The sequence below is a fragment of the Streptomyces sp. NPDC060366 genome (assembly GCF_042725135.1).
Lineage (GTDB): Bacteria > Actinomycetota > Actinomycetes > Streptomycetales > Streptomycetaceae > Streptomyces.
The window spans coordinates 1-20,332 of the sequence record NZ_JBHXDC010000013.1; the positions used below are offsets into that span (position 1 = coordinate 1).

Sequence of the window (20,332 nt, forward strand, 5' to 3'; positions counted from 1 at the left end):
CCCACGGACACGAGTACATCCGGCCTGGAGCAGGTCAAGGAGCAACTGTCCGCCTACGTCGGGGCCCGGGGCCAGAAGCTGCTGGATTCCGCCGGAGGCAGACTCACCGACCTCGCACAGGGCCTCGGGGGCGGTACCGACGGAGACGGGTCCAAGGGCCTCCTGGACGTCGGGAAGCGGGTGCTCGGCGGCGAGAACCCGGTCAAGGCCCTCGTGGGCGAGAAGGCCGGCTCGATGAAGGACAAGGCCGTGGATTCGGTCAAGAACGCCTTCGGCGGCGGGGGCGGGAAATCCGGCAGCCCCAAGGTCACCAACATCATTGAAGCCATCGACGTCGGTAAACCGTTGCGCCTGGTCTACGACCGCTGGACCGAGATAGAGGAGTTCAACGCCTTCGCCAAGGGCGTCACCGACGTGTCCCAGTCGGATGAGATCGAGAGCGACTGGAAGCTCAAGGTCGCCTTCTCCAACCGCAGTTGGAAGGCCACGGTGCAGGAACAGGTCCCCGACGACCGCATCGTCTGGACATCCGAAGGCGCCAAAGGAACGACGCACGGCGCCATCACCTTCCACGAACTGGCCCCGAGCCTGACCCGCATCGTCGCGGTCGTCGAATACACCCCGTCCGGATTCTTCGAGAAGACCGGCAACGTCTGGCGTGCCCAGGGACGCCGACTGCGCCTGGACCTCAAGCACTTCCAGCGGTACGCCACACTCACCGACGACGAGGAAGTCGAAGGCTGGCGCGGCGAGATCCGCGAGGGCGAAGTCGTCCGGAGCCACGAGGAAGGGCTCGAGGACGACGAACCGGAGGAAGAGGACGAGGAGGACGAGGAGGAGCCCGACGAGGAGAACGAAGAAGAGAAGTGAAGGACATCCGTCCGGTACCTGAGCCTGGCACCTGCTTCCTCGTATCCCTGCCACGTCGTGACGGCCGGGATGCTCGCGGGATGCGTCTGAGAGATCGAGCAGGACGCATGCTTGTTGACAGGCCACAACCCGCCCGGGGTAAGCAAGTCGAATGAGAACGGACTCTTACACCGGAGTCTTGGGGTGGTGGTGAAGCCCGCGCTTGATCAGCACGAGGGATCGCCAGGCCAAGGTCACCCCCGCGTCTGCGGAACCCTGCATGGGTGGTCGAGCCTGGCCGGAAGATCAAGAACAAGCGAGTGATTGTCTTCGAACCGGGACGAGGTCGGCCGCGCCGAGCAATTGGCGATGCAGGCGGGGTTTTCCCGTTCTCAGGGTCGCTTGGCAGCTCGGGTGACGCTGTCCAACCCGTAGTAGTCGGCGACGCAGACGGCCGGCCAGGCGATGCGTCCGCCGGCGCCGAAGGGCTCGGTCATTTTGCTGAGGGGCATGCGTTCGTACGGAAGGACCCGGGCACCTGCGGCGGCTCCGCCGCGTAGACGGGCGTCTTGGTGGCCCCACTTCCCTGCCCGTACGGCCATTTTGGGTTCGAGCTTCGGGGAAGAGGCGGCCACTGATGAGCAGCGTGCTCGCCAGTACGACCACCGCGACGACGCTGGTCTCCTCCGAGAGCGTGCCCAGGATCAGTCCCGCGACGAAGACAGTGAGCTGTGCGGGGACTCTGCCCCGCTGCGATGTGGCACGCAGTACGGGATGACCGCGGCACAGGCGAGCACGGGGGGCAGCGTGTGAGAGACGGACGCGGCCGGCCAGTAGAACGTCTTGTATGTGTTGGGGGATCCGAGCAGGAACAGGACCGTCACCATCGACGCCACCAGGAACGGGACTCCTCGCGGGACTCGCATTCCCGCCCTGGGCAGCACCATAGCGATGAACGCCTAGAGGAGAGCAAGGACCAGCACACCGCTGAACAGCCCGAACCACTGTTGACCGGCGACGCCGAACCGTGCGTAGGACCAGACGCCCGAACCACGCCGCCGCCACGAGCTGGGCGACCGGCGGAAGGGCGAGCAGTCCGATCCAGAGAGGTGTCCACCCTCGCCCTTGTGGTCCGAACGTCTTCGCTACGTCGCGGCTGAACGGACTTCTCCGGCACGCGCTCCATGACTGGTCTCTCGTCCACTCGGAATCACGAGGTGCCACCGGCCGGCGGCGCGAACAGGCTGCTGAAGTCAGCGAAGGAAAGAGCCTTCCTCCACGCAGGAATACAGCTTGCGGCTCCCGAACAGCCGGAATCGCCATCCTCAGGCCGGTCCGGGAAAGTACCGCGGGGGCTTCACCCAATCGGTGCCGCCGCGTCGGGGCGTGCGGCCAGCATGGACGCCAACTGCGCGGCCGACGGTGCAGAGCGGCCTCAGGGCAGTGTCACGACAGGGCACTCGGTGAGCTTGCCGTAGGGCTTGTAGGAACGGGTCCGGGATGTCGATGACTTCGTAGAATGAGTCTCCCCAGGTGGCCCATTTCTGCAGCCGCTCGGCGTCAATGAGGTGGATTTCGTGCTTGCTGGCGAAGGCGCGGGCCGGTTTGGAGAACGTCGCATTGGTGATCATCACAGCGATGTCGGCGTTGTTTTCCTGACGGCTGTGCCGTTGAACCGTTGTACGGGCTCGCTGCCGATTGCGCGTCCTGGCAGGGTCTTTGTCTGTTTGCACTGGACTACGACGGTGCGGTTGTCCGGTGTGCGGAATATCCCGTCCGCGCCCAAGTCCCCGGGCTCGCCCCGGTCTCGGCGGACCATCATGCCGTCCCGATTCGCCAGCCAGGAGGTGAGGATCTCGAAATTTGTGGAGCCAAAACGCAGCATTTGTTCCGGCGTGTAACTCTTCCCGCTCTGTCGGAATTCCAGCCTGCGGCTGTTGAGGTCGGCCAGTCGGTCGATTTGCTTCGACACGTCTGAGACAAGAGCTTCTCGTCGCCTCTTCAGGGGTGTGAGGTGGTCTCGGCATGCAACGACCGTGTTGAGTGGGGATTCGTGGCTCCCTGGTGTGAACCGAAGTGACGGATCCTCGTCAGGAAAGCACAACAAGCTCTCAAGAGCGGCACCTGAAGCCTGGCCGCAGCTGGTCGGCGGTCACCCACACCGAGTACTCGGCCGCCTCGACGCTCTCCCGTGTCGTCACCCAGGCAGGCACACCGATGAGATAACGCCACCGTAAACCTTCCGCGACTTCCTGCCTCTCATACAGACGGACCCGAACGGTCTGCGAATCGGGCCGGACGATCATGATCTCGGCTGAACGCACGGCCAGACGATCCACGCCTCCGCCGCCCCCTAGGCGCTCCGTTTGGATGATCGGGCTGACCACAGGAAGATGCCTGCGATGTGGAGTCTGGCCCTGTAGATCGTGCTCCTGGAGGCGTTCGGAAAAGCCTCGCATCTGATGCCCGCTGCTGAACCGGCTCGACGAGCGGGAGCGCACATTCCAGGGATGCCCTTTGGCCAAGAGGTGACCCAGGTTCAGGTCGCCACGGAACCGGGGCTACTCACAGATGCACATCTCCCGCCTCCTCACCCATATCCCGGCCTCCTCTCCGGCCCGTGGCCCGTCCACCGCGTGCAAGGTCCGCACGGTGGAATCAGAAATCGATCGTGGCGGCGCTGCGGACGGCGACGCCCATGTTCCGTTCCATCATCTGGAGCGCGGCGTCGGCCAGGTCGGGGTGAATGTGGGCCACGGCGTCCTTGGGCACCGTTACGCTCAGGTGGCGGATGTGCGCGTCCAGAGCGGAGTAGAGCACGCACTGTTCGGTGACCTGACCGCAGAGAACCACGTGGTCGGCGCTCAGTTGGGAGAGCAGGTAGGACAGTGGGGTCTCGTAGAAGATCGAGTGCCGCGCCTTGATGACGAAAAGGGAGTCGTCCGTCGGCCGGACGGGTTCGACCAGATCGCCGTGGGGTCCGGCCAGGGCCGTTTCGAGGATTTCGCCGTGGTGCGAGCGCCACTCGCCGAAGTTGTCGTTGACGTAGATGACGGGCACCTCATGGCTTCGCGCTTCGCCGATCAGCCGCGCGATTCGGGGCACCGCTTCCCTCGCGGACGGTACGAGCAGATGCGCATCGGCGTGATCGTACGTATTGATCATGTCGATGACGATCAGCGCGGAATGCTCCATGGGTTCCATGATGGCTGCGCCTCCCATGACCTGCCCGCCGTGGTCAGCCGCCCGTGACGTCCCGTTTCTCCAGCGGGTGGGCGGCGGGCCCTTGGAGGACCGAGCCGTCCACACCGAAACGTGAGCCGTGGCAGGGGCACTCCCAGGCGGTCTCGGCGTCGTTGAAAATCACCAGACATCCGAGATGGGTGCAGCGGGCGGATACGGCGCGGGCCACGCCGTCCGCGTCCCGGTAGACGGCGCAGCGCTGTCCGTTGACACGTACCACCGCTCCGGTGCCCGGCGGGACCTGCGCGACCGAGTCCACGTGCGTGGTGCGCAGCCGGTCGCCGACGAAGTGCCTGGCGACATCGGCCTGTTGCTTGAGCAGGGCGGGCGCTTCGCGAATGGTGCTCGCCAGCCGGCGCGGGTCGTACAGGGCGGCCCACGGCGGCTCCTCGCCCCGGACGAGGTCGGTCAGAAGCCGACCGGCCATGACGCCGCCGCTCATCCCCCAGCCGCCGAACCCGGTGGCCACGTACGTGTGGCGGGAGCCGGCGTGGAAGGGGCCGACGAGGGGGACGGTGTCGGTGGAGTCGTTGTCCTGGGCGGCCCAGCGGTAGGCGGTGGCACCGACGGGGAACCTGGCGCGCATCCAGGCGTCCAGCCGCCGGAACCCCTCGCGGGGGTCGCCCGTGCCGGGCGTGAAGCTCTCGCCGGTGACGATGAGCAGGCGGTGGTCGTCGTCGAGCGGTGCCGTGCGCACCGACCGCTTGCCGTCCTCCCGCGTGATGTACATGCCGGTCGGCGCGATTCCGGCGGCGATCGGGGCGGCGACCACCAGTTCCCTGCGCGGGGAGAGCCGCGCGAAGGTCAGGGCCCTGTCGAAGACGGGGAAATGGGTGGCGATCACCACGTCGCGCGCCGTGACGGTGTGGCCGGACTCGACCGTGACCCGGCAGGGGGTGCCTTCCGAGAGGCCGGTGGCGCGCGAGCGCTCGAAGATCAGACCGCCCTTGGCCCGGAGGTCGGCGGCAAGGGCGAGCAGATACTTACGGGGGTGGAACTGCGCCTGCGCTTCCACCCGGACGGCGCCGCTCACCTCGTACGGCAGATCGGTATGGTCCACGTACGCCGCCGCGAGCCCGGCCGCCGCGGCCGCTTCGGCCTCTGCCCGCAGTTCGGGAACGGCGGCGGGTTCGGTGGCGTAGGTGTAGGCGGGCGCGCGCTCCAGGTCGCAGGAGATACCGAGCGTGGCGACGATCTCGGCCACCCGTTCCACCGCGCCCTGCTGCGAGCGCGCGTACAGCCGTGCGGCGTCCTGGTCACGTGTCCGGCGCAGCCGGTCGTAGACCAAGGTGTGCAGCGCGGAGACCTTCGCGGTGGTGTATCCGCTGACCCCGGCCGCGATCCGGTCGGCCTCCAGCACGGCGACCGTCCTGCCGGTGCCGGCCAGCTCCCACGCCGTGCTCAGCCCCGCGATGCCGCCACCCACCACGACCACGTCAACGGTGACGTTCTCGTCCAGCGCCGGGTGATCGGTGGCACCGGCGGTCGCCATCCAGAAGGATTCGGCCTGTCCGGGCAGGGGCTGTGAATCGGTCATGTCAGCCTTTCAGAACGTGCTTCCGATCGGTCGCGAGGCGTCCGCGACGGGCCATCCAGGTACCCGGCCCCCGGGTACCGACACACCGTAGGTCGCGGCCTCGCGCTGCTCCGGGATGCCGGGGCGTGGCGCCGGCGGATTGCCCCGCGGGAACGCGACCGCCCGGACGCGGCACGTGGCGCCGCCTGCCACCATGGGCGGGAGCGCCCCGGCGCACGGGGTTTCCCGGCGTCGCCGTCCCGTCCGAAGGAGTCCTCGTGACCGATCGGAAGCACGTTCTGCGCGGCCGTACGGCTGTGGTGACCGGTGCCGCGCGCGGGGTGGGAGAGGCAGTCGCCAGAGAGCTGGCCGCCCGGGGCGCCCGCGTGGCGCTGGTCGGCCTGGAGGAGGAGTTGCTCGCCCGGTTGGCCCATGAGCTTCCTACGGAGTCGGAGCACTGGTACGCGGACGTCGCCGACGACGGGACGATGGCCCGCGTCGCCGGCGAGGTACGCGAGCGTCTGGGCCCCGCTTCGGTCGTCGTCGCCAACGCGGGAGTGGCCGAGGGCGGTCCGTTCCTGGACACCGACCTCGCGAGCTGGCGGCATGTCATCGAGGTGAACCTCGTGGGCAGCGCGATCACCGCGCACGTGTTCCTGCCGCATCTGCTCGACACCCGCGGTTACCACCTCCAGGTCGCCTCGCTGGCGTCCATCGGCGCGGCGCCGATGATGAGCGCCTACTGCGCGTCGAAGGCCGGCGTGGAGTCCTTCTCCCACTCCCTGCGTCCGGAACTCGCCACTCGGGGTGTCGGGGTGGGCACCGCCTATCTGAACTGGACCGACACCGACATGATCCGTGACGCCGACCAGCACGCCGTGCTCCGCGAACTCCGCGCACACATGCCCGCGCCCGCCCGGAAGGTCTACCCTGTGGAACACGTGGCGGTACGTCTGGTGGACGCGGTCGAGCGTCGGGCGTCCACGGTCTACGTGCCGGGCTGGCTCCGGGGAGTGCAGGCCGTACGGGCCGCCCTGCCGACCCTCGTCTCCAGGTTCGCGCGCCGGGAACTGACGCGCTCGGAGTTCTCGGCGACGGGCCTGCTCGGGGCCGGGGGCCGTGCGGCGGAAGCGCGCCGCGCCTCGTGAGGGCGGTGGGCCGCCCGGGCTCCCCGTACGCGAGTGGCTCGGTCGGGTGTCATCCCCGTGGTTCCAGGCGGACGACGATGCCTTTGGAGGTCGGTGTGTTGCTGGTGTCGGCCACGCTGTCCAGCGATCCGCGCGCGGCGCCCCGGGGAGCGCCGCCCGTCCCGTACGCCCGCCGTCAACTCGGGGCCTCGAAGGGGGCAGGCCGACACGACCTCCTCATGACGTGTGGCTACCGGCGTGAAGCTCCGCCGCTGCGGGATTCAGGTCGTCCATGCCGCCCGAGTACCCGTACGCGCCTGGGTAAACGTACGGCCTCATAACGGTGTGCGCAGGCTGGACCGGCCGTCGCGCCAGGCCGCGAGCGTTCGCTCGCCCACGAGGGCGTCGAGCAGGTCGGTGGCCGCGACGCCGAAGGCGATGTCCGCCTCCAGCGCCGGTTCGTCCGCCAGCAGTCCGCCGACGACCTGTTCGTGGACGGCGTCGGCCTCCACGTGCTCGGCGTAGAAGTGCACGGCCGCGTCTCCCGCGTTAGCGCGCCGCATCGCCTGGGCCAGTCGGCGGGAGGCGGGCGAGGAGGTGACCTCGACGGCGGCGAAATGCCCGACGAGGGCGCCGCGCAGTGCCCGGTGCAGTCCGAACATGGACATCAGGTTGACGCTCGCCAGCGTCTCGGCCGTCGCGGCGTCCACGTAGCGGCCGTACGTCGTGTCCAGGCCGAGGTCCGTCATCAGGTCGGCGAAGAGCCGTGAGTGCATGCGGTGCGCGTCGCCGCCGCCGTACTCGTCGAACTCCACCGCGACCATGCCCGCCATGGCCCTGCCCCGCAGCCGGGGGACCACCCACAGGTGCGGGTCGGCCTCCTTGAGGTGGTAGAGCGAACGCTGGGCGGCGTACTCGCGCAGCTGCCACAGCTCACCCTCGTCGCGGAGGTAGTGGGTGAGTCCCGTGCCGTTCACCGGTTCGACCAGAATCTCGTCGAACGCCTCGTCGGCACGGTGCGGCCGGCCCTCGGTGTCCTCGCGCAGGGCGTCCAGGAAGCGGCGTTCCAGACCCGCCCGCAGCCCGAGCAGTGCCGGATGCCACTCCCAGGCGGGGTCGACGCCCTGAAATCCGCGGTAGTGCAGTTCGTAGCAGAGGTAGAGCGCCAGGTGCAGGTCCTCGCCGTAGGGATCAGCCTCGTGAACCGCGGCCGTCCACCGGCAGGGCGCTCTCGGGGCCGGGGTGGGTCCGCAGCGCCCGGAGGGTTCGCTCGCTGAGTTCGCCGCGGCCCGTGGGCAGGAGGGGCTCGGTCAGCCGGACGTCGGTCGGCTCCGCCGGTTTCACTCGTGGGACTCCTCATTCGTGTCACTGGGACCACGCGTGTGGTCCGAATCGCCCCGGGGCGCGGTGGAGCCCCTGGCCCTGCGGCGGTGGCTGGTGTCGCACCAGGGGTAGGTCCGGCTGCGGCGGCAGGTGCACAGGGCCACGGTGAACCGGTCCGAACGCGCCGTGCTCCCGTCGTCCAAGGTCACTTCGACGGGCCCTTCCAGCAGGAGCGGCCCCTCCCGTGTCGGGGTGATACGGCAGGGCCTGTCACTCGGCGCGTTCGGCACGGATGATCACCAGCTCTTCCTTGTCGTCGCCGGGCGTGATCAGGCCGCGGTCCAGCAGCCACTGGCGCCGCGAGGCCAGTACGGGGCCGAAGGGCACGCGGCGGCGGTCGGTCACCTCGGCCGGCAGACCCGCGCGCTCCAGCCGCTCCAGGGTCGCGGGCACCCCGCACAGCGCCGAGTGAACGAGGAGCAGTGCCCCGCCGGGGCGTAGCAGGCCCGCCGCCCCGTCGCACAGCCGGTCGAGGACCAGACGTCCGTCGTGCCCCGCGTCCCACGCCCTGGCCGGGCCCCGCGCGGGCAGGGCGGCGTCCGGCGCGGGCACATAGGGCGGATTGCTGAGGATGAGATCGAATCGCCTGCCGGCGGCGGGGGCGAGGAGGTCACCCCGGACGGCTTCGACCCGCAGCCCGGCGAGCGCCGCGTTCAGGCGGGTGGCGAGCACGGAACGGCGCGTACGGTCCACGGCCGTCACCCGCGCCCCCCGGCGCGCGGCGGCGAGAGCGAGAAACCCCGACCCCGTACCGACGTCCAGGACCGTCGTCCCCGTACCGATCGTCTCCCGTTCCAGCGCGTCACGCAGCAGCAGGGTGTCCTCCTGGGGCCCGTAGACGCCGCGCGGCAGCATCACCAACCGGCCACTCTTGTCGTACGTACCGATCAGACCGGGCATCGGCTCACCTCGTCCCTCCGCGGTCCCGCCAGGTCGTCTCTTCCGGACGGATGGGCAAAAACACCCCGGAGCGCATACGTCACATCTGTCACCTTCCTCCAGTGCCCACGAAGTCGCGCTTCTCACGGCGCGGCTCTCATCAGTCGCAGATCACACGTCCGGCTCCGCGGCGGGCCGGTTCGCGGGGCGCGGCCTCGCCGGGGCGTTCTGTCCGGCGCGTACGGTCCATGGGAAGCCGGGCGGTGAGAAACGCCGGTCGGTCCGGCCGCGCAGTGCGGCGCGGGCGGCGTTGGCGCCCGGTGCGCCGTGCACACCGCCGCCGGGGTGGGCGGAGGCGGAGGCCAGGTACAGCCCCTTGACCGGGGTCTCCGGCCGTCCGGACCCGGGTGTCGGGCGGAAGACCAGTTGCTGGTGCATGGCCGCCGTACCGCCGTTGATGGCGCCGCCGTGCAGATTGGCGTCCATCGAGTGGAGGGTGGGCGGCGAGAGGAGACGCCGGGACCTGATACGGGAGCGGAAACCCGGCGCCCAGCGTTCCACCTCGCTCTCGATCCGGTCCGCCATCGCTTCCTGCTCCCGTCGGTCCCACGTCCCGGTCAGGCCGCCCTCGCCCGCGTCGCCCTTGGTCCGGTGCGGGACGTGCGTGTAGGCCCACGCCGATTCGGTGCCGGCCGGGGAGCGTGTGGCGTCGGCCGTGGTCATCTGTCCGAAGAGGAGGAAGGGCCGGTCGGGTACCTGCCCCATGGAGAGCTGCGCGGCGAAGCGGGTGAGTCCGTCGACGCCGTCGGCCAGATGGACCGTCCCCGCCGTGGCGGCCTCCGGCGCCGTCCAGGGCACCGGTCCGCCCAGCGCCCAGTCGACCTTGAAGGTGGCGAAGTCCCACTGGAACCGGCGCAGATCGGCGAGCACCCGGGCGGGCAGATGCGCCGCGCCGACCAGCTCGCCGTACAGGACCGGCGCGGACACGTCGGCGAGCACGGCGCGGGACGCCGTGACACCCTCGCCTCCGGCGGTGCGTACGCCGACGGCCCGGCCGCCCCGTACGACCACCTCGCTCACCCGTTCCCCGCATCTGACCGCCCCGCCTCGCCGCTCCAGGCGCCGCACCAGGGCTCCGGTGAGCGCGCCGGCCCCGCCGGTGGGCACCGGAAAGCCGTAGGTCTGCCCGAGCATCGACATCAGCCAGCCGTAGCCCCCGCTGCCGGCCGCCTCGGGGCCGAGGTCCGCGTGCAGTGCGTTGCCGGCGAGCAGCAGTGGGCCGCCCTCGCCCCGGAACTGCTCCTCCCCCAGCCGCCGGACGGGAAGCACCAGGCTCCGGACCAGCCGCAGGCCGCCGGCGCTCCTGAGCCGGGCGGCGAGGCGGACTCCGGCCCGTACCGGCGGGAAGGGGGTGAAGAGGGCGCGGATGATGTCGGGGCCCAGGCGGTTCCAGGTGGCGTGGAGTTCGAGCCAGGCGGCGCCGTCGCCCGGCGCGAACGTGTCCAGGTTCGCGGCCGTGTCCGCCGCCCCGCGTGCGAGTACCGCGCACCGGCCGTCGGGCAGCGGATGCGCCAGGACTCGCGGTGCGTGCTTCCAGTCGAGCCCCTCCTGCTGAAGCTCCAGGTCCGCGAGGATCGGGGAGGCCGCGGCGAGCGGGTAGAAGGCGCTGAAGAGGTCGCTCACATAGTCGGGATGGACGCCCCGGTCGCTGCGGACCGCCCCGCCCGGTTCCGGTTGCGCCTCCAGGACCTCCACGCTCCATCCGGCGTCCGCGAGCAGATTCGCCGCGACGAGACCGTTGGGTCCCGCGCCGATGACCACTGCGTCGGGCATCACTGCCTCCTGGCGTTCTCACCGGGCCGTTCCACGGCCGTGCCGGGCGCCCGCACGAGCTCACATCCGTGCGGTCGCTTCAGACGGCCGCGCGCGTGTGCGACGGGGCGTTCTCGACCACTTCCGCCAGCCGGGCGAGCATGCTCCGGTGACGCAGCTGGATCAGCGCGTCCACGGCCGTGTTGTGGAGCAGCCCGCCCGGCCCGCGCAGCGGGTGTTCGTCAATGATCACCAGGGCGTTCTCGCCCCAGGGCCGGACCTCCACGGCGATCCGCGCCGTGCCGAGCCGGCCGCTGTCGGCCTCCAGCTCCAGCACACCGGGCTCCTCGCACCGCCGCACGACAGTGCTGCCCGACGCCGACCAGCGCCCCAGCCGGATCGTGTACGTGATGCTGGAGCCGACCTCCGGCCACGCCCCTTCCTCCGGGCGCGAGTCGGACGTGCCGACCACCCAGTCGCCGTAGCGCGAACCGTCGGCGAGCACCGCCCACACATCCGCCACGGGCCGCTCGATCAATCGATGTCGTACGGCCATCGGCCCTCCAGCCCTGGACAACGGCCCCGAGTGGGCCGGCCGCCAGGTACCCGGCGCGCTCGACCGCGTGTCTCCCACTGTCCCAGGGGTTCGGCGGAGCCGCCGCTCGGTCGGCTGCCGAGCCCGGTATTCGAGGCGCGGGAAAGCCGCCGCACCAGCCCGGAAGCGTCGGAATCACCGACTCCGCTCAAGCGGGCGCCGACCACGTCGCCGCCGACGCGACTGCGCGGCTCCTGAACCACATCCGCCCCCGGCCGATGCCGCCCCCGGCCACTCGCGGGACGCCGCCGGGACGAAGCTGGTACGACCGCGCCTTTCCGGGAACAGAACGGTGCCCCCGTTTTCACCCACAGGAGAGACACGATGAGCGACACGCAGCAGCCCAAGGACCCGGTGAGCAAGCATCCGCAGCCGGAGTTTCCTCAGCAGGAACAGTCGCATCCGGGCTGGAGCGGGCCGATGGACCCGCCGCCGGACCACGGCGAGGAGTCCTACGAGGGCCACGGGCTTCTCATGGACCGCAAGGTCCTGATCACGGGCGGCGATTCCGGCATCGGACGGGCCGTCGCGCTGGCCTACGCGCGCGAGGGCGCGGACGTTGTGTTCAGTCATCTGGACGCGGAGGAGGAGGACGCGCGGGAGACGGTACGGCTGGTCGAGGACGCGGGACGCACGGCGGTCGCCGTCGCAGGCGACCTCCGCGAGGAGGCGCAGTGCCGGGAACTCGTCGACCGGGCCGTCGCGGAGTTCGGGCGCATCGACATCCTCGTCAACAACGCCGCGTACCAGATGTCCCAGCCCGACGGCATCGGCAGCATCTCCACGGACCAGTTCGACCGGGTCGTCCGCACCAACCTCTACGCCATGTTCTGGCTCTGCAAGATGGCGCTGCCGTCCATGCCGAAGGGCGGCAGCATCATCAACTCCGCCTCGGTGCAGGCGTACAAGCCCAGTCCGCACCTGCTGGACTACGCCATGACCAAGGGCGCGATCGTCACCTTCACCCAGGGACTCGCGCAGATGGTGGCGAAAGACGGCATCCGGGTCAACGCCGTGGCACCTGGCCCGGTCTGGACGCCGCTGATCCCGGCCACCATGCCCGACACGGCCGAATTCGGTAAACAGTCACCGCTCGGCCGGCCCGCCCAGCCCGCCGAAATGGCGCCCGCCTACGTCTTCCTCGCCTCCCCGCAGGCCAGCTACATCACCGCCGAAATCGTCAACGCCACCGGAGGCACACCCCTCCCCTGAGGCTCTGCGAACCTCAGACGGCTGAGCCGTCGCTCGCTCGTCAGGGAACGAGCAGCGTCTTGATCATCCCGTCGTGCTTGTCCTGGAACGTCTTGTACGCCTGCGGCCCTTCTTCCAGCGACAGCCGGTGCGTCGCGAAGGTGTCAACGCCCAGCGGGTCCTCGTCGGTGAGCAGCGGCAGGATGTCGTCGACCCAGCGTTTGACGTTGGCCTGGCCCATCCTGAGCTGGATCTGCTTGTCGAACATGGTCAGCATCGGCAGCGGGTCCACTGCGCCGCCGTAGACGCCGGACAGGGAGATCGTGCCGCCCCTACGAACGATGTCGATCGCCGCGTGGAAGGCGCTGAGCCGGTCGACACCCATGGTGCCCATGAGACGTTCGCCCACGGCGTCGGGCATCAGACCGACAGCCCAGTGGGCGGCCTTCGCCAGGGGCGCGCCGTGTGCCTCCATGCCCACCGCGTCGATCACGGCGTCGGTGCCGCGCCCCTCGGTCAGGTCGCGGATGGCGTCGCCGAGGTCCTTGCCGTGCCGGCGCAGGTCCAGACACTTCACACCGTGTGCGGCGGCCCGGGACAGACGCTCGGGTACGAGGTCGACACCCACGACCAGGCCGGCGCCGCGGTGCTGGGCGATCCGCGTGGCCATCGCGCCGATGGGGCCGAGCCCGAGGACGGTGACCGTGCCGCCGGGAGGGATGGCGGCGTACTCCACGGCCTGCCAGGCGGTGGGCAGGACGTCCGAGAGGTAGACGAAGCGGTCGTCCGGCGGGCCGTGCGGAACCTTGACGGGCAGCCTGTCGCCGAACGGTACTCGCAGCAACTCCGCCTGGCCGCCGGGCACTTGGCCGTACAGCTTGGTGTAGCCGAAGAGTGCGGCGCCCATTCCGCGCCCGCGCACCTGGGTGGTCTCGCACTGCGACTGAAGTCCCTGGTCGCACATGTAGCAGTGCCCGCACGAGACGTTGAACGGGATGACGACCCGGTCCCCGGGGGTCAGGGAGGTCACCTCGGGGCCGACCTCCTCCACGATTCCCATCGGCTCGTGGCCGAGGATGTCTCCCGGGTCGAGGTAGGGCCCAAGCACCTCGTACAGATGCAGGTCCGAACCGCAGATGCCGGTGGAGGTGATCCTGACGATGACGTCGGTCGGGTCCTCAATCCGCGGGTCGGGAACGGTCTCCACCCGGACGTCCCGCTTGCCCTGCCAGGTCAGTGCGCGCATGTTGCCGCTCCTTCGGTGTGCTGTCGCGGTTCTGTTCGCTGTCGCTCGACATCCCCGTCGGTGGCAACGAGTACCCGCCCCTCCTGGTTGAAACACCCGTAAAGCCCTCGTAACAGAGAAAAGGAACAGCGCACTCACACGGTGATCGCGCCCTCGTGGGAGCCAACATGGCGGGCAGACGACCCGCCGCAGGGAAGCTCAGTGGGAAAGGGGAGAACATCGGACCATGACGGGCAATCACTCGTACATCAGAGCGATCGTGATCGACTGCCACGACCCGGAGCGCCTCGCCGCCTTCTGGTCGCAACTCCTCGGCAGCGCGATCGCATCCCGGACCGGGCCGTACGTCTGGCTCACCCAAGGCGACGGACCGGTCCTGGGCTTCCAGCGAGTCGACGAGCCGACGCCCGGCAAGAACCGTACGCACGTGGACCTGGCCTCTCCGGACCCGGTCGCCGAGCGGGAGCGTATCGAGGCGCTGGGCGGGCGATGGCTTGAGCAGTACACGGAAGGCGGCTTCCTCGTGATGGCCGATCCCGAGGGCAACGAGTTCTGCGTCATCCCTCAAGGCTCGGTGGGACTCGACTCGGAGGGACGAGCGAACTACCTCGACGGCTGATCCGGGGCACCTCCTCGGCAGCGGTGCGCTACGAGCACCCCTGGGTGTGGGAAAGCAGGTTTCTGCGAATCGCGCTGTCGACTGCGGCGTCAACAGCCGGGGCATGTCCGCGAGGACGTCCAGGTGGGTGCGGACCGCCTCATTGGTCGTCTGCACGAAGATCGTGCGGATGGTCGCTGAAGCTCGCCGACCTCGGGCCCCGGGCCCCCGCGCTCAACCTGACCGAGCGCCAATTCTCTTACAGAGAGCTGCTTGTCACTGAGGTTCGGGAAGCATGGCCTGGCGAGTGTGCCTCACGGCTGGTTAGCGGGGCAGGCCGACGGCGCTGGAGATGACGGTGTCGAAGACGCGGTCGGGCAGGATCCGGCGCAGGGCGATCAGGGGGCGGGCCACGGAAGAGACCATGGTCCACCTCTCGGCCGACGCGCCCAGCGAGTGCGGGGCGCGTCATGATGACGGAGTGCCCAGGAGAGCGTGCGTGATCGGCAGGGGGTCAGCGGCCGAGCGCTTTGCGCAACTCCTGCTTGTTCATTGAGGAGCGGCCTTCGACGTTGCGCTTCTTGGCCTCTTCGTACAACTGGTCGCGAGTCGGGCCCTGCGCGCCACTGTGGGAGTGCTCCCCACCGCGCTGGGACGCGGACTTCCTGTCGCGGGTGGAGACCTTGCTCGCGGTCCTGGACTCGCCGGAGCGGGCCCGCTCCTTGTTCACCGTCCGGGCGGCGATCTCCTTCGCCCGACCCGTGGAAGTGCCGCGCTTCTCGGCGCCCTCCTTGATGTGCTCGTACTGACGCTCCCGCTTGGGGCTTGATCCAGCCGGCATGTTCCTTATCCTCCTTGTACGACGTGAGCGGCTCGGATGCCCTCGCTCCGGTGTCGTTTATTTCCGTCTCAGCCTCGTGGCTCCGTCCGCCGCCCGCATCCGCAGGACGGCGGGAGGCTGACCGTTGATGTCACCCCCGGGGTTCCAGCCGGACGACGATCCCTTTGGAGGTCGGCGTGTTGCTGGTGTCGGCCACGCTGTCCAGCGGTACGAGGACGTTGGCCTCGGGGTGGTAGGTGGCGGCGCAGGTCTCCCCGAGGGAGTACTGGACGGCGTGGGCGACGGCCGGGACACCGGCGGCCCATGTCTTCGGCGGGGTGATCTTCGCCTGTTCGCCGCCCGGGTCACCGTTCGATGATTCCCTCAACGCCTCGACCTTCCGTTTCGGCCCCGCACTGTCGTGTCGTACGGGCTGTCTCAGCCGCTCGGCCAGTTCGGCACCTGCGGCGGCGGATGGTCCGAGTCCGGATTCACATGGCTGCCGCTGATGGTTCCCCGCCACTGCCCGTTCTCCCGGCCCTGCGCCTCGATGTACTCCTTGAAGCGCCGAAGGTCGTCGTGCACCTGCCTGCGGATCACGCCCAGGGCGTCCCCGACCACCGGATCCTCCAGAACGAAGAGGGGAAATGTCTGTGAGTGGCCCGGCGACGGGGCAGCGAGCGCTGCCCGCATCGCGGTGGGCACTCCCTCATCCACTGTCCTCCGGACCTCGCCAAGCCGCCATTCGTGTGGTTGCCGGTGGCAGCCCGTTCGGTCCATCACCGCATGCGGAGCCGCCACGGGGTCGGGAGGCTGGGGACATGTCAGAGCAGCGTGCCGGGCATGCCCGGACCTCCCGATCCACCCGTTCCTCCGCGGGCAAGGAGCGCCTGAGGGGAGCGGAGGAGGCGGCCGAACGCGCGTGTCAGAGTCTGGGGAAGCTGATCAGGCACCGGCCCAAAGGCGTCTCCGCGGTCTCGCGGAACGACGACGGCTGGCACGTCGACGTCGATGTGCTGGAGCTCCCGCGCCGCTGCCGCGGGCTTGCACGGCGAAGGCCGGCCAGTTGTCGGTGGCCGAAGGGTCGTTCCTCTTCCTCGGCGCGTCTCACTCAATCGCTGCTCGCGCGGAGAAGCAGTTGATGCGGAACGATGACGTCAAGGGCCGGAACGGTGTTGCCCGGACTGTAGATGCGGTCCGCGAGGCATTGCAGGGCCCGTTCCGCGATCTGCTCCTTGTCCGGCGCCACCGTGCTCAGCGCCGGGTTCGCGTAAAGGCCGTCCTCGATGTCGTCGAAGCCGACGAAGGCGATCTGCTCCGGCACTCTCATACCGCGCAGGCGGGCTGTGTGCATGGCGCCGAGGGCCAGCTCGTCGCTGAAGGCGAAGACCGCGTCCGGGGCGGCGCCGCGGTCCAGCAGGTCGGCCATCGCCCGTGCCCCATCGGCGCGGTGCAGGGCCCGGACCTCGGCCTCCAGGAGAGGATCGGCTGGCAGCCCCTCGCGGGCCAGCGCCCGGCGGTAACCGGCTCGCCGCTGCTCGGCCGTCCCGTTGTGCAGGTGGGACTGGAGTCCGAGGGCGGCGACACGGCGCCGGCCTGATCGCAGTAGGTGCGTGGTGGCTTGGTCCGCTGCGCCCACGTTGTCCACCGCCACCCGGTCGACGAGCCCTTGGGGGTGACGCTCGCCGAGCAGGACGGCGGGAATCGAGCGCGCCGCGGTGCTGAGTTCCGTCGCGCTGAGGGTCCACGGGCTGATGATCAGCCCGTCCACCACCCTGCCGCGAGCAGGGTCGAGCAGGCGGAGTTCGGCACGGGCGTCGCCGTGTGTCTGATCGATGATCACGGTCCACGAGCGCCGCTGGGCCGCTTCGACGAGCAGTCCGGCCAGTGGGCCGAAGTACGGCGAAGCGAGCTCCGGAATGGCGAGGCCGATCAGCCCCGTGCGCCCTCCGCGGAGATTGCGCGCGGCGAGATTGGGCCGGTAGCCCATCTCGTCGAGCACGCCCTGGACGTGCCTTCGCGTGTCTTCGGCCACTGCCGCCGTGCCGTTGACGACGTTCGACACGGTACGCACGGACACGCCCGCACGGGCGGCTACATCCTTCAGACGGGTCACCCGCCCATCGTTCCATGACGCCCGCCCGCGAAACGTATCCCCGCTACGGGGATTGCAACGTTGCATGCATCGATGCACCATGGTCGGACATACCGTCTTCGAGGAGGCCCGTATGAGTACGCCCGACCCGCCCCCCGCCACGAGCGGTTCCCCCGCGTCGGATGTGGCGACCGACGTCGACGCCCTGTACCGGGAGGGAGTCACGGCCCGCAAGGGCGCCTTCGCGACGACCTGGGCCGACGAGCTGGGACAGGATGTCGAAGCAGCGTTCCAGGAGGCCCGCGCCCGGCCCGGCGGCGCCGTCGGCCGCGGGCCGAACCGCTACTACGTCGAGATCCATCCCGAGCAGATCCGCGGCTTCGTCGAGCTCGTGGACCACCCGTGGGTGCGCTCCCTGTCGGAAGCCTTCCTGGGCCCCGACTACCGCATCGTCGAGTTGGGTTTCGACGTCCCCCTCGCAGGGGCGGTCAACCAGCCCTGGCACCGCGACTTCCCCACTCCCGCGGAGACCCGCGCGGAGCGCCGTCTCACGTCGCTCGCCTTCAACGTCACCACCGTCGACACCGAGCCGGACATGGGTCCCTTCGAGATCGCCACCGGTACGCACTGGGACGACAGTGACGAGTTCGAGCACGGCATGTTCCCGCCCAAGTCGCACTACCCGCGGTACGAGGAGCGCGCCGTACGGAAATTCCCGCGGCGCGGTGACATCTCCGCCCGCACGGCACTGACCATCCACCGGGGCACGACCAACCACTCGCCGAAGGCGCGGCCCGTGCTCGTCCTCGGTATCGACGGCCCCGAGGCCACCAATGGCGACCGGCATGACACGGCCGTCACCAGGCCGTACTGGGAGTCGCTGCCCGAACGGGTCCGCCGGCACCTGTGCTGCCCCGTCGTCGGCACACTGGTCCCGGTGACGCAGAAGCACACCATCGAGGGGCTGGTCATGGGGGACATGTAACCTATGTCCGCACCGGCCCGAGTCCCGGGACGGCGGCGGGAGTCGGTCGCCCGCGAGTTCGCCGCTGAGCCTGCCGCAGATGTCGGCGGCCGGAGCGGCGCGCCGACCGGTCGGACGGTGAGCAGGGCGGCGGCGGGGGCGCGAACCATCTGGTAGATGACGGGCGCGTTCCGGGCGAAGAGTTCACGGTGGGGCTTGCATCGCAGGCTGCTTGGCCGACCAGCGTCGGCGTCGACCACTCCTTCTTGCGGAGGTGGGGGCCGAGGCTGAGCAGGGCGTGCACTTCACCTGCCGCGTCGGCGACTCCAGGGGCGGCTGGCTTCGAAACGAAAGCGGGCGCCGGATCGCCTCGAATTCCGCTTCCATTCCCGGCCGCCAGATTTCCAGGGGTCTCACGCATGGGCCGCGAGTGCCGGGGCACCCGACGTGGCGGCATTGGCGCTGGTGGATTCGATGGGACGCCGAGAATCTCATAGCCCGCAGGATCGGGTAGGCGAGCGCGACTCCTCGCCAATTGCCGAGGCCCCGGTCCGTCAGGACCGGAGGACGACAGGACATCCGCAACGGCGCGGAACAGCTGGCTCTGTCTTCCTTGTTGGCGAGAACACCCCACGACGAGGAGGGCATCTGCCCATGCACGCCCAGACCACAACAGGCCCATCGGAGATCATGACGTTCGAGGGGATGCTTGAGATGGTGCGCTACGAAGGCGCGTATCCCACCCGTGCGAGAGCCGAAGAGTCGGTGGCCGGCGTTCTCGCCGCCCTCGGAGGGCAACTCGCCGGCGGCGAACGCGCTTCCCTCGCCGCCCGGTTGCCCGGCGAAGCCGCTCGTCTGCTCAGCGACGCCGCGCCGGCCGAGCCCCTCAGCGGCCAGGAGTTCGTGAAGGAACTGGCCGCGCGCACCGGCGGCACCACGGCTACCACCCGCTGGGACTCCAGCACGGTTCTCACCCTCGTCGGCCGCCTCGCCGGGAGCGATGTCCTCAGCCGCGTCCTCACGCAACTGCCGCCGGGCTACGCTCTCCTGTTCGGCCGCGCCGAGCTCACGCAGGTCGCGCGGCAAGAGCGCGTGAGCGCCGCCCCACCCGCCTCTCTAGTGGTTCCCCGGACGCCGAAGGGCCTTGCAACGGCAGGGTGCTGACCGCAGATCGAAGCGGCAATGATCGAGAGGATGCCCTGAGGTACGTGGCTGACCGACTTCTACGCGCCCCGTCGTTGACTCACCTGGTGTTGTCGTGGCGGAGGTGGTCGGTGTGGCGGGTGATGGCGTCGACGCGGTCGGCGAGGTCGGGGTGGCTTGCTTCGAGGTGAGGCCGGGCGGCGGTGAGCGGGGCCACGAGGGCGGCTGGGTCGTTGTCGGCGAGGGCGGTGGCGAGGAGGGCCTGTCGGGATCGGGCGTCCGGGGGGAGGCCGGTGAGGGCGGTGATCTGGCCGGCGAGCTGCCGCAGGTCGGAGGAGTTGTCACGAGCCCAGTGGGTGACGCTGCGGTCGCCTGCGCGGCGGTCGCGGGTGGCCTGTACGCGTTGTTCGCCGGTGGTGCCCGGGGAGCCGGGGCGTACGCGGAGGTATCGGCGTTCGGCTGCCTGGCGGCTGGCGACGCCGAGGGGGCCCGCGAGATCGGCCCAGCTGGCCCCGGCCTCCCGTGCGGCTTCGATCAGGCCGGGTTCCCAGGTGGCGAGTCGTTCTCGTACTTCGCGGAGCAGGAGCAGGGCGGCCAGGGCCTGTTCGCTGCTGGCGCCGGTCTTCTCACCGGGGGGGCCTTCGGGAGGCTTGGCGGTCTGTACGGCTTCGTCGATCGCGTGCAGGGCCGCCGACGCGGCGAGGAACGTGGCCGGGGTGGTGGTGGATTCGCAAGGCGGGGAGGGCTGGTCTGCTGCGGGCACGGTCACTCCATTCGTTGCGTCACCCTTTAGATGACGTCACAGTTGTCATCGTTTCGATGACATGTTACAACGGTGTCAGCCGCAGCGCATTGGCAGTTTCTGCCCGAA

Annotated in this window: 23 protein-coding genes; 7 read left to right on the top strand and 16 right to left on the bottom strand. The window is 69.8% G+C overall.

All coding sequences use genetic code 11. The features are described 5' to 3' along the window. Positions 1–24: 24 nt before the first annotated feature. Positions 25–870 (top strand): SRPBCC family protein, encoded by an 846-nt coding sequence (locus ACFWHU_RS27220; protein ID WP_387228205.1) that lies wholly within the window; start codon positions 25–27, stop codon positions 868–870. A gap of 1,304 nt (positions 871–2,174) precedes the next feature. On the opposite strand, the gene ACFWHU_RS27225 is transcribed toward ACFWHU_RS27220, so the two are convergent. From ACFWHU_RS27225 to ACFWHU_RS27240, 4 genes are all read right to left on the bottom strand, one after another. Continuing rightward, positions 2,175–2,480 carry a restriction endonuclease gene (locus ACFWHU_RS27225; RefSeq protein ID WP_387227928.1) on the bottom strand — a complete coding sequence of 102 codons (306 nt, stop codon included), beginning with the start codon at positions 2,478–2,480 and terminating at the stop codon, positions 2,175–2,177. Then, positions 2,480–2,821: a restriction endonuclease gene (locus ACFWHU_RS27230; protein ID WP_387227930.1), complete on the bottom strand. Its 342-nt coding sequence runs from the start codon at positions 2,819–2,821 to the stop codon at positions 2,480–2,482. Before ACFWHU_RS27230 ends, ACFWHU_RS27225 begins: the two co-directional genes overlap by 1 nt. A gap of 686 nt (positions 2,822–3,507) precedes the next feature. After that, positions 3,508–4,044 (bottom strand): cysteine hydrolase family protein, encoded by a 537-nt coding sequence (locus ACFWHU_RS27235; RefSeq protein ID WP_387227933.1) that lies wholly within the window; start codon positions 4,042–4,044, stop codon positions 3,508–3,510. Positions 4,045–4,087: 43 nt separating this feature from the next. Next, the gene (locus ACFWHU_RS27240) at positions 4,088–5,629 is read right to left on the bottom strand and encodes an FAD-dependent oxidoreductase (RefSeq protein ID WP_387227935.1); all 1,542 of its coding nucleotides are present in this window, start codon (positions 5,627–5,629) and stop codon (positions 4,088–4,090) included. A gap of 257 nt (positions 5,630–5,886) precedes the next feature. On the opposite strand from ACFWHU_RS27240, the gene ACFWHU_RS27245 reads away from it, so the two are divergent. Then, entirely contained in the window at positions 5,887–6,756 is an 870-nt protein-coding gene (locus ACFWHU_RS27245) for an SDR family oxidoreductase (RefSeq protein ID WP_387227938.1), read from the top strand. 314 nt (positions 6,757–7,070) lie between these two features. Here ACFWHU_RS27245 and ACFWHU_RS27250 read toward each other — a convergent pair whose 3' ends face one another. The 6 genes from ACFWHU_RS27250 to ACFWHU_RS27275 form a co-directional block, all read right to left on the bottom strand. Continuing rightward, positions 7,071–7,712 carry an iron-containing redox enzyme family protein gene (locus ACFWHU_RS27250; protein WP_387227940.1) on the bottom strand — a complete coding sequence of 214 codons (642 nt, stop codon included), beginning with the start codon at positions 7,710–7,712 and terminating at the stop codon, positions 7,071–7,073. Positions 7,713–7,926: 214 nt separating this feature from the next. Beyond that, on the bottom strand, positions 7,927–8,079 hold the full coding sequence (locus ACFWHU_RS27255; protein WP_387227942.1) for a hypothetical protein: 153 nt from the start codon (positions 8,077–8,079) through the stop codon (positions 7,927–7,929). Continuing rightward, complete coding sequence (locus ACFWHU_RS27260) at positions 8,076–8,348, bottom strand: CDGSH iron-sulfur domain-containing protein (protein WP_387227944.1); 273 nt, start codon at positions 8,346–8,348, stop codon at positions 8,076–8,078. Before ACFWHU_RS27260 ends, ACFWHU_RS27255 begins: the two co-directional genes overlap by 4 nt. Further along, a complete protein-coding gene (locus ACFWHU_RS27265; RefSeq protein WP_387227946.1) occupies positions 8,329–9,018 on the bottom strand; it encodes a HemK2/MTQ2 family protein methyltransferase in 690 nt (229 codons plus the stop codon). Before ACFWHU_RS27265 ends, ACFWHU_RS27260 begins: the two co-directional genes overlap by 20 nt. Before the next feature lie 150 nt (positions 9,019–9,168). Further along, a complete protein-coding gene (locus ACFWHU_RS27270) occupies positions 9,169–10,830 on the bottom strand; it encodes a phytoene desaturase family protein (RefSeq protein ID WP_387227948.1) in 1,662 nt (553 codons plus the stop codon). Positions 10,831–10,909: 79 nt separating this feature from the next. Further along, the gene (locus ACFWHU_RS27275; protein WP_387227950.1) at positions 10,910–11,365 is read right to left on the bottom strand and encodes an SRPBCC family protein; all 456 of its coding nucleotides are present in this window, start codon (positions 11,363–11,365) and stop codon (positions 10,910–10,912) included. Positions 11,366–11,728: 363 nt separating this feature from the next. Between ACFWHU_RS27275 and ACFWHU_RS27280 the strand changes: the two genes are divergently transcribed. Beyond that, positions 11,729–12,616: an SDR family oxidoreductase gene (locus ACFWHU_RS27280; RefSeq protein ID WP_387227952.1), complete on the top strand. Its 888-nt coding sequence runs from the start codon at positions 11,729–11,731 to the stop codon at positions 12,614–12,616. A 40-nt stretch (positions 12,617–12,656) separates the two neighbouring features. Here ACFWHU_RS27280 and ACFWHU_RS27285 read toward each other — a convergent pair whose 3' ends face one another. Then, positions 12,657–13,841, bottom strand: coding sequence for a zinc-dependent alcohol dehydrogenase (locus ACFWHU_RS27285; protein WP_387227954.1), 1,185 nt, complete (start codon positions 13,839–13,841; stop codon positions 12,657–12,659). A 226-nt stretch (positions 13,842–14,067) separates the two neighbouring features. Here ACFWHU_RS27285 and ACFWHU_RS27290 point away from each other — a divergent pair, with 226 nt between their 5' ends. After that, positions 14,068–14,460, top strand: coding sequence for a VOC family protein (locus tag ACFWHU_RS27290; protein ID WP_385804537.1), 393 nt, complete (start codon positions 14,068–14,070; stop codon positions 14,458–14,460). A 493-nt stretch (positions 14,461–14,953) separates the two neighbouring features. Here the strand turns inward: ACFWHU_RS27290 and ACFWHU_RS27295 are convergent, their stop codons facing one another. From ACFWHU_RS27295 to ACFWHU_RS27305, 3 genes are all read right to left on the bottom strand, one after another. Next, positions 14,954–15,280: a plasmid stabilization protein gene (locus tag ACFWHU_RS27295; RefSeq protein WP_385804538.1), complete on the bottom strand. Its 327-nt coding sequence runs from the start codon at positions 15,278–15,280 to the stop codon at positions 14,954–14,956. Between the two features lie 130 nt (positions 15,281–15,410). Further along, positions 15,411–15,647 carry a hypothetical protein gene (locus ACFWHU_RS27300; RefSeq protein ID WP_385804559.1) on the bottom strand — a complete coding sequence of 79 codons (237 nt, stop codon included), beginning with the start codon at positions 15,645–15,647 and terminating at the stop codon, positions 15,411–15,413. Between the two features lie 50 nt (positions 15,648–15,697). Then, entirely contained in the window at positions 15,698–15,952 is a 255-nt protein-coding gene (locus ACFWHU_RS27305; protein ID WP_387227957.1) for a hypothetical protein, read from the bottom strand. 128 nt (positions 15,953–16,080) lie between these two features. Here ACFWHU_RS27305 and gvpO point away from each other — a divergent pair, with 128 nt between their 5' ends. Then, entirely contained in the window at positions 16,081–16,401 is a 321-nt protein-coding gene (gene gvpO, locus ACFWHU_RS27310) for a gas vesicle protein GvpO (RefSeq protein WP_387227959.1), read from the top strand. Here gvpO and ACFWHU_RS27315 read toward each other — a convergent pair. Continuing rightward, positions 16,371–17,375 (bottom strand): LacI family DNA-binding transcriptional regulator, encoded by a 1,005-nt coding sequence (locus ACFWHU_RS27315; RefSeq protein WP_385804544.1) that lies wholly within the window; start codon positions 17,373–17,375, stop codon positions 16,371–16,373. The two genes, gvpO and ACFWHU_RS27315, sit on opposite strands and share 31 nt — an antisense overlap. A 112-nt stretch (positions 17,376–17,487) precedes the next feature. On the opposite strand from ACFWHU_RS27315, the gene ACFWHU_RS27320 reads away from it, so the two are divergent. Both ACFWHU_RS27320 and ACFWHU_RS27325 read left to right on the top strand, forming a co-directional pair. Beyond that, positions 17,488–18,339, top strand: coding sequence for a phytanoyl-CoA dioxygenase family protein (locus tag ACFWHU_RS27320; RefSeq protein ID WP_385804546.1), 852 nt, complete (start codon positions 17,488–17,490; stop codon positions 18,337–18,339). 633 nt (positions 18,340–18,972) lie between these two features. Then, complete coding sequence (locus ACFWHU_RS27325; RefSeq protein WP_385804548.1) at positions 18,973–19,482, top strand: DUF2267 domain-containing protein; 510 nt, start codon at positions 18,973–18,975, stop codon at positions 19,480–19,482. A gap of 79 nt (positions 19,483–19,561) precedes the next feature. Here ACFWHU_RS27325 and ACFWHU_RS27330 read toward each other — a convergent pair whose 3' ends face one another. Continuing rightward, positions 19,562–20,224, bottom strand: coding sequence for a type III effector protein (locus ACFWHU_RS27330; RefSeq protein WP_387227961.1), 663 nt, complete (start codon positions 20,222–20,224; stop codon positions 19,562–19,564). Between the last annotated feature and the right edge of the window lie 108 nt (positions 20,225–20,332).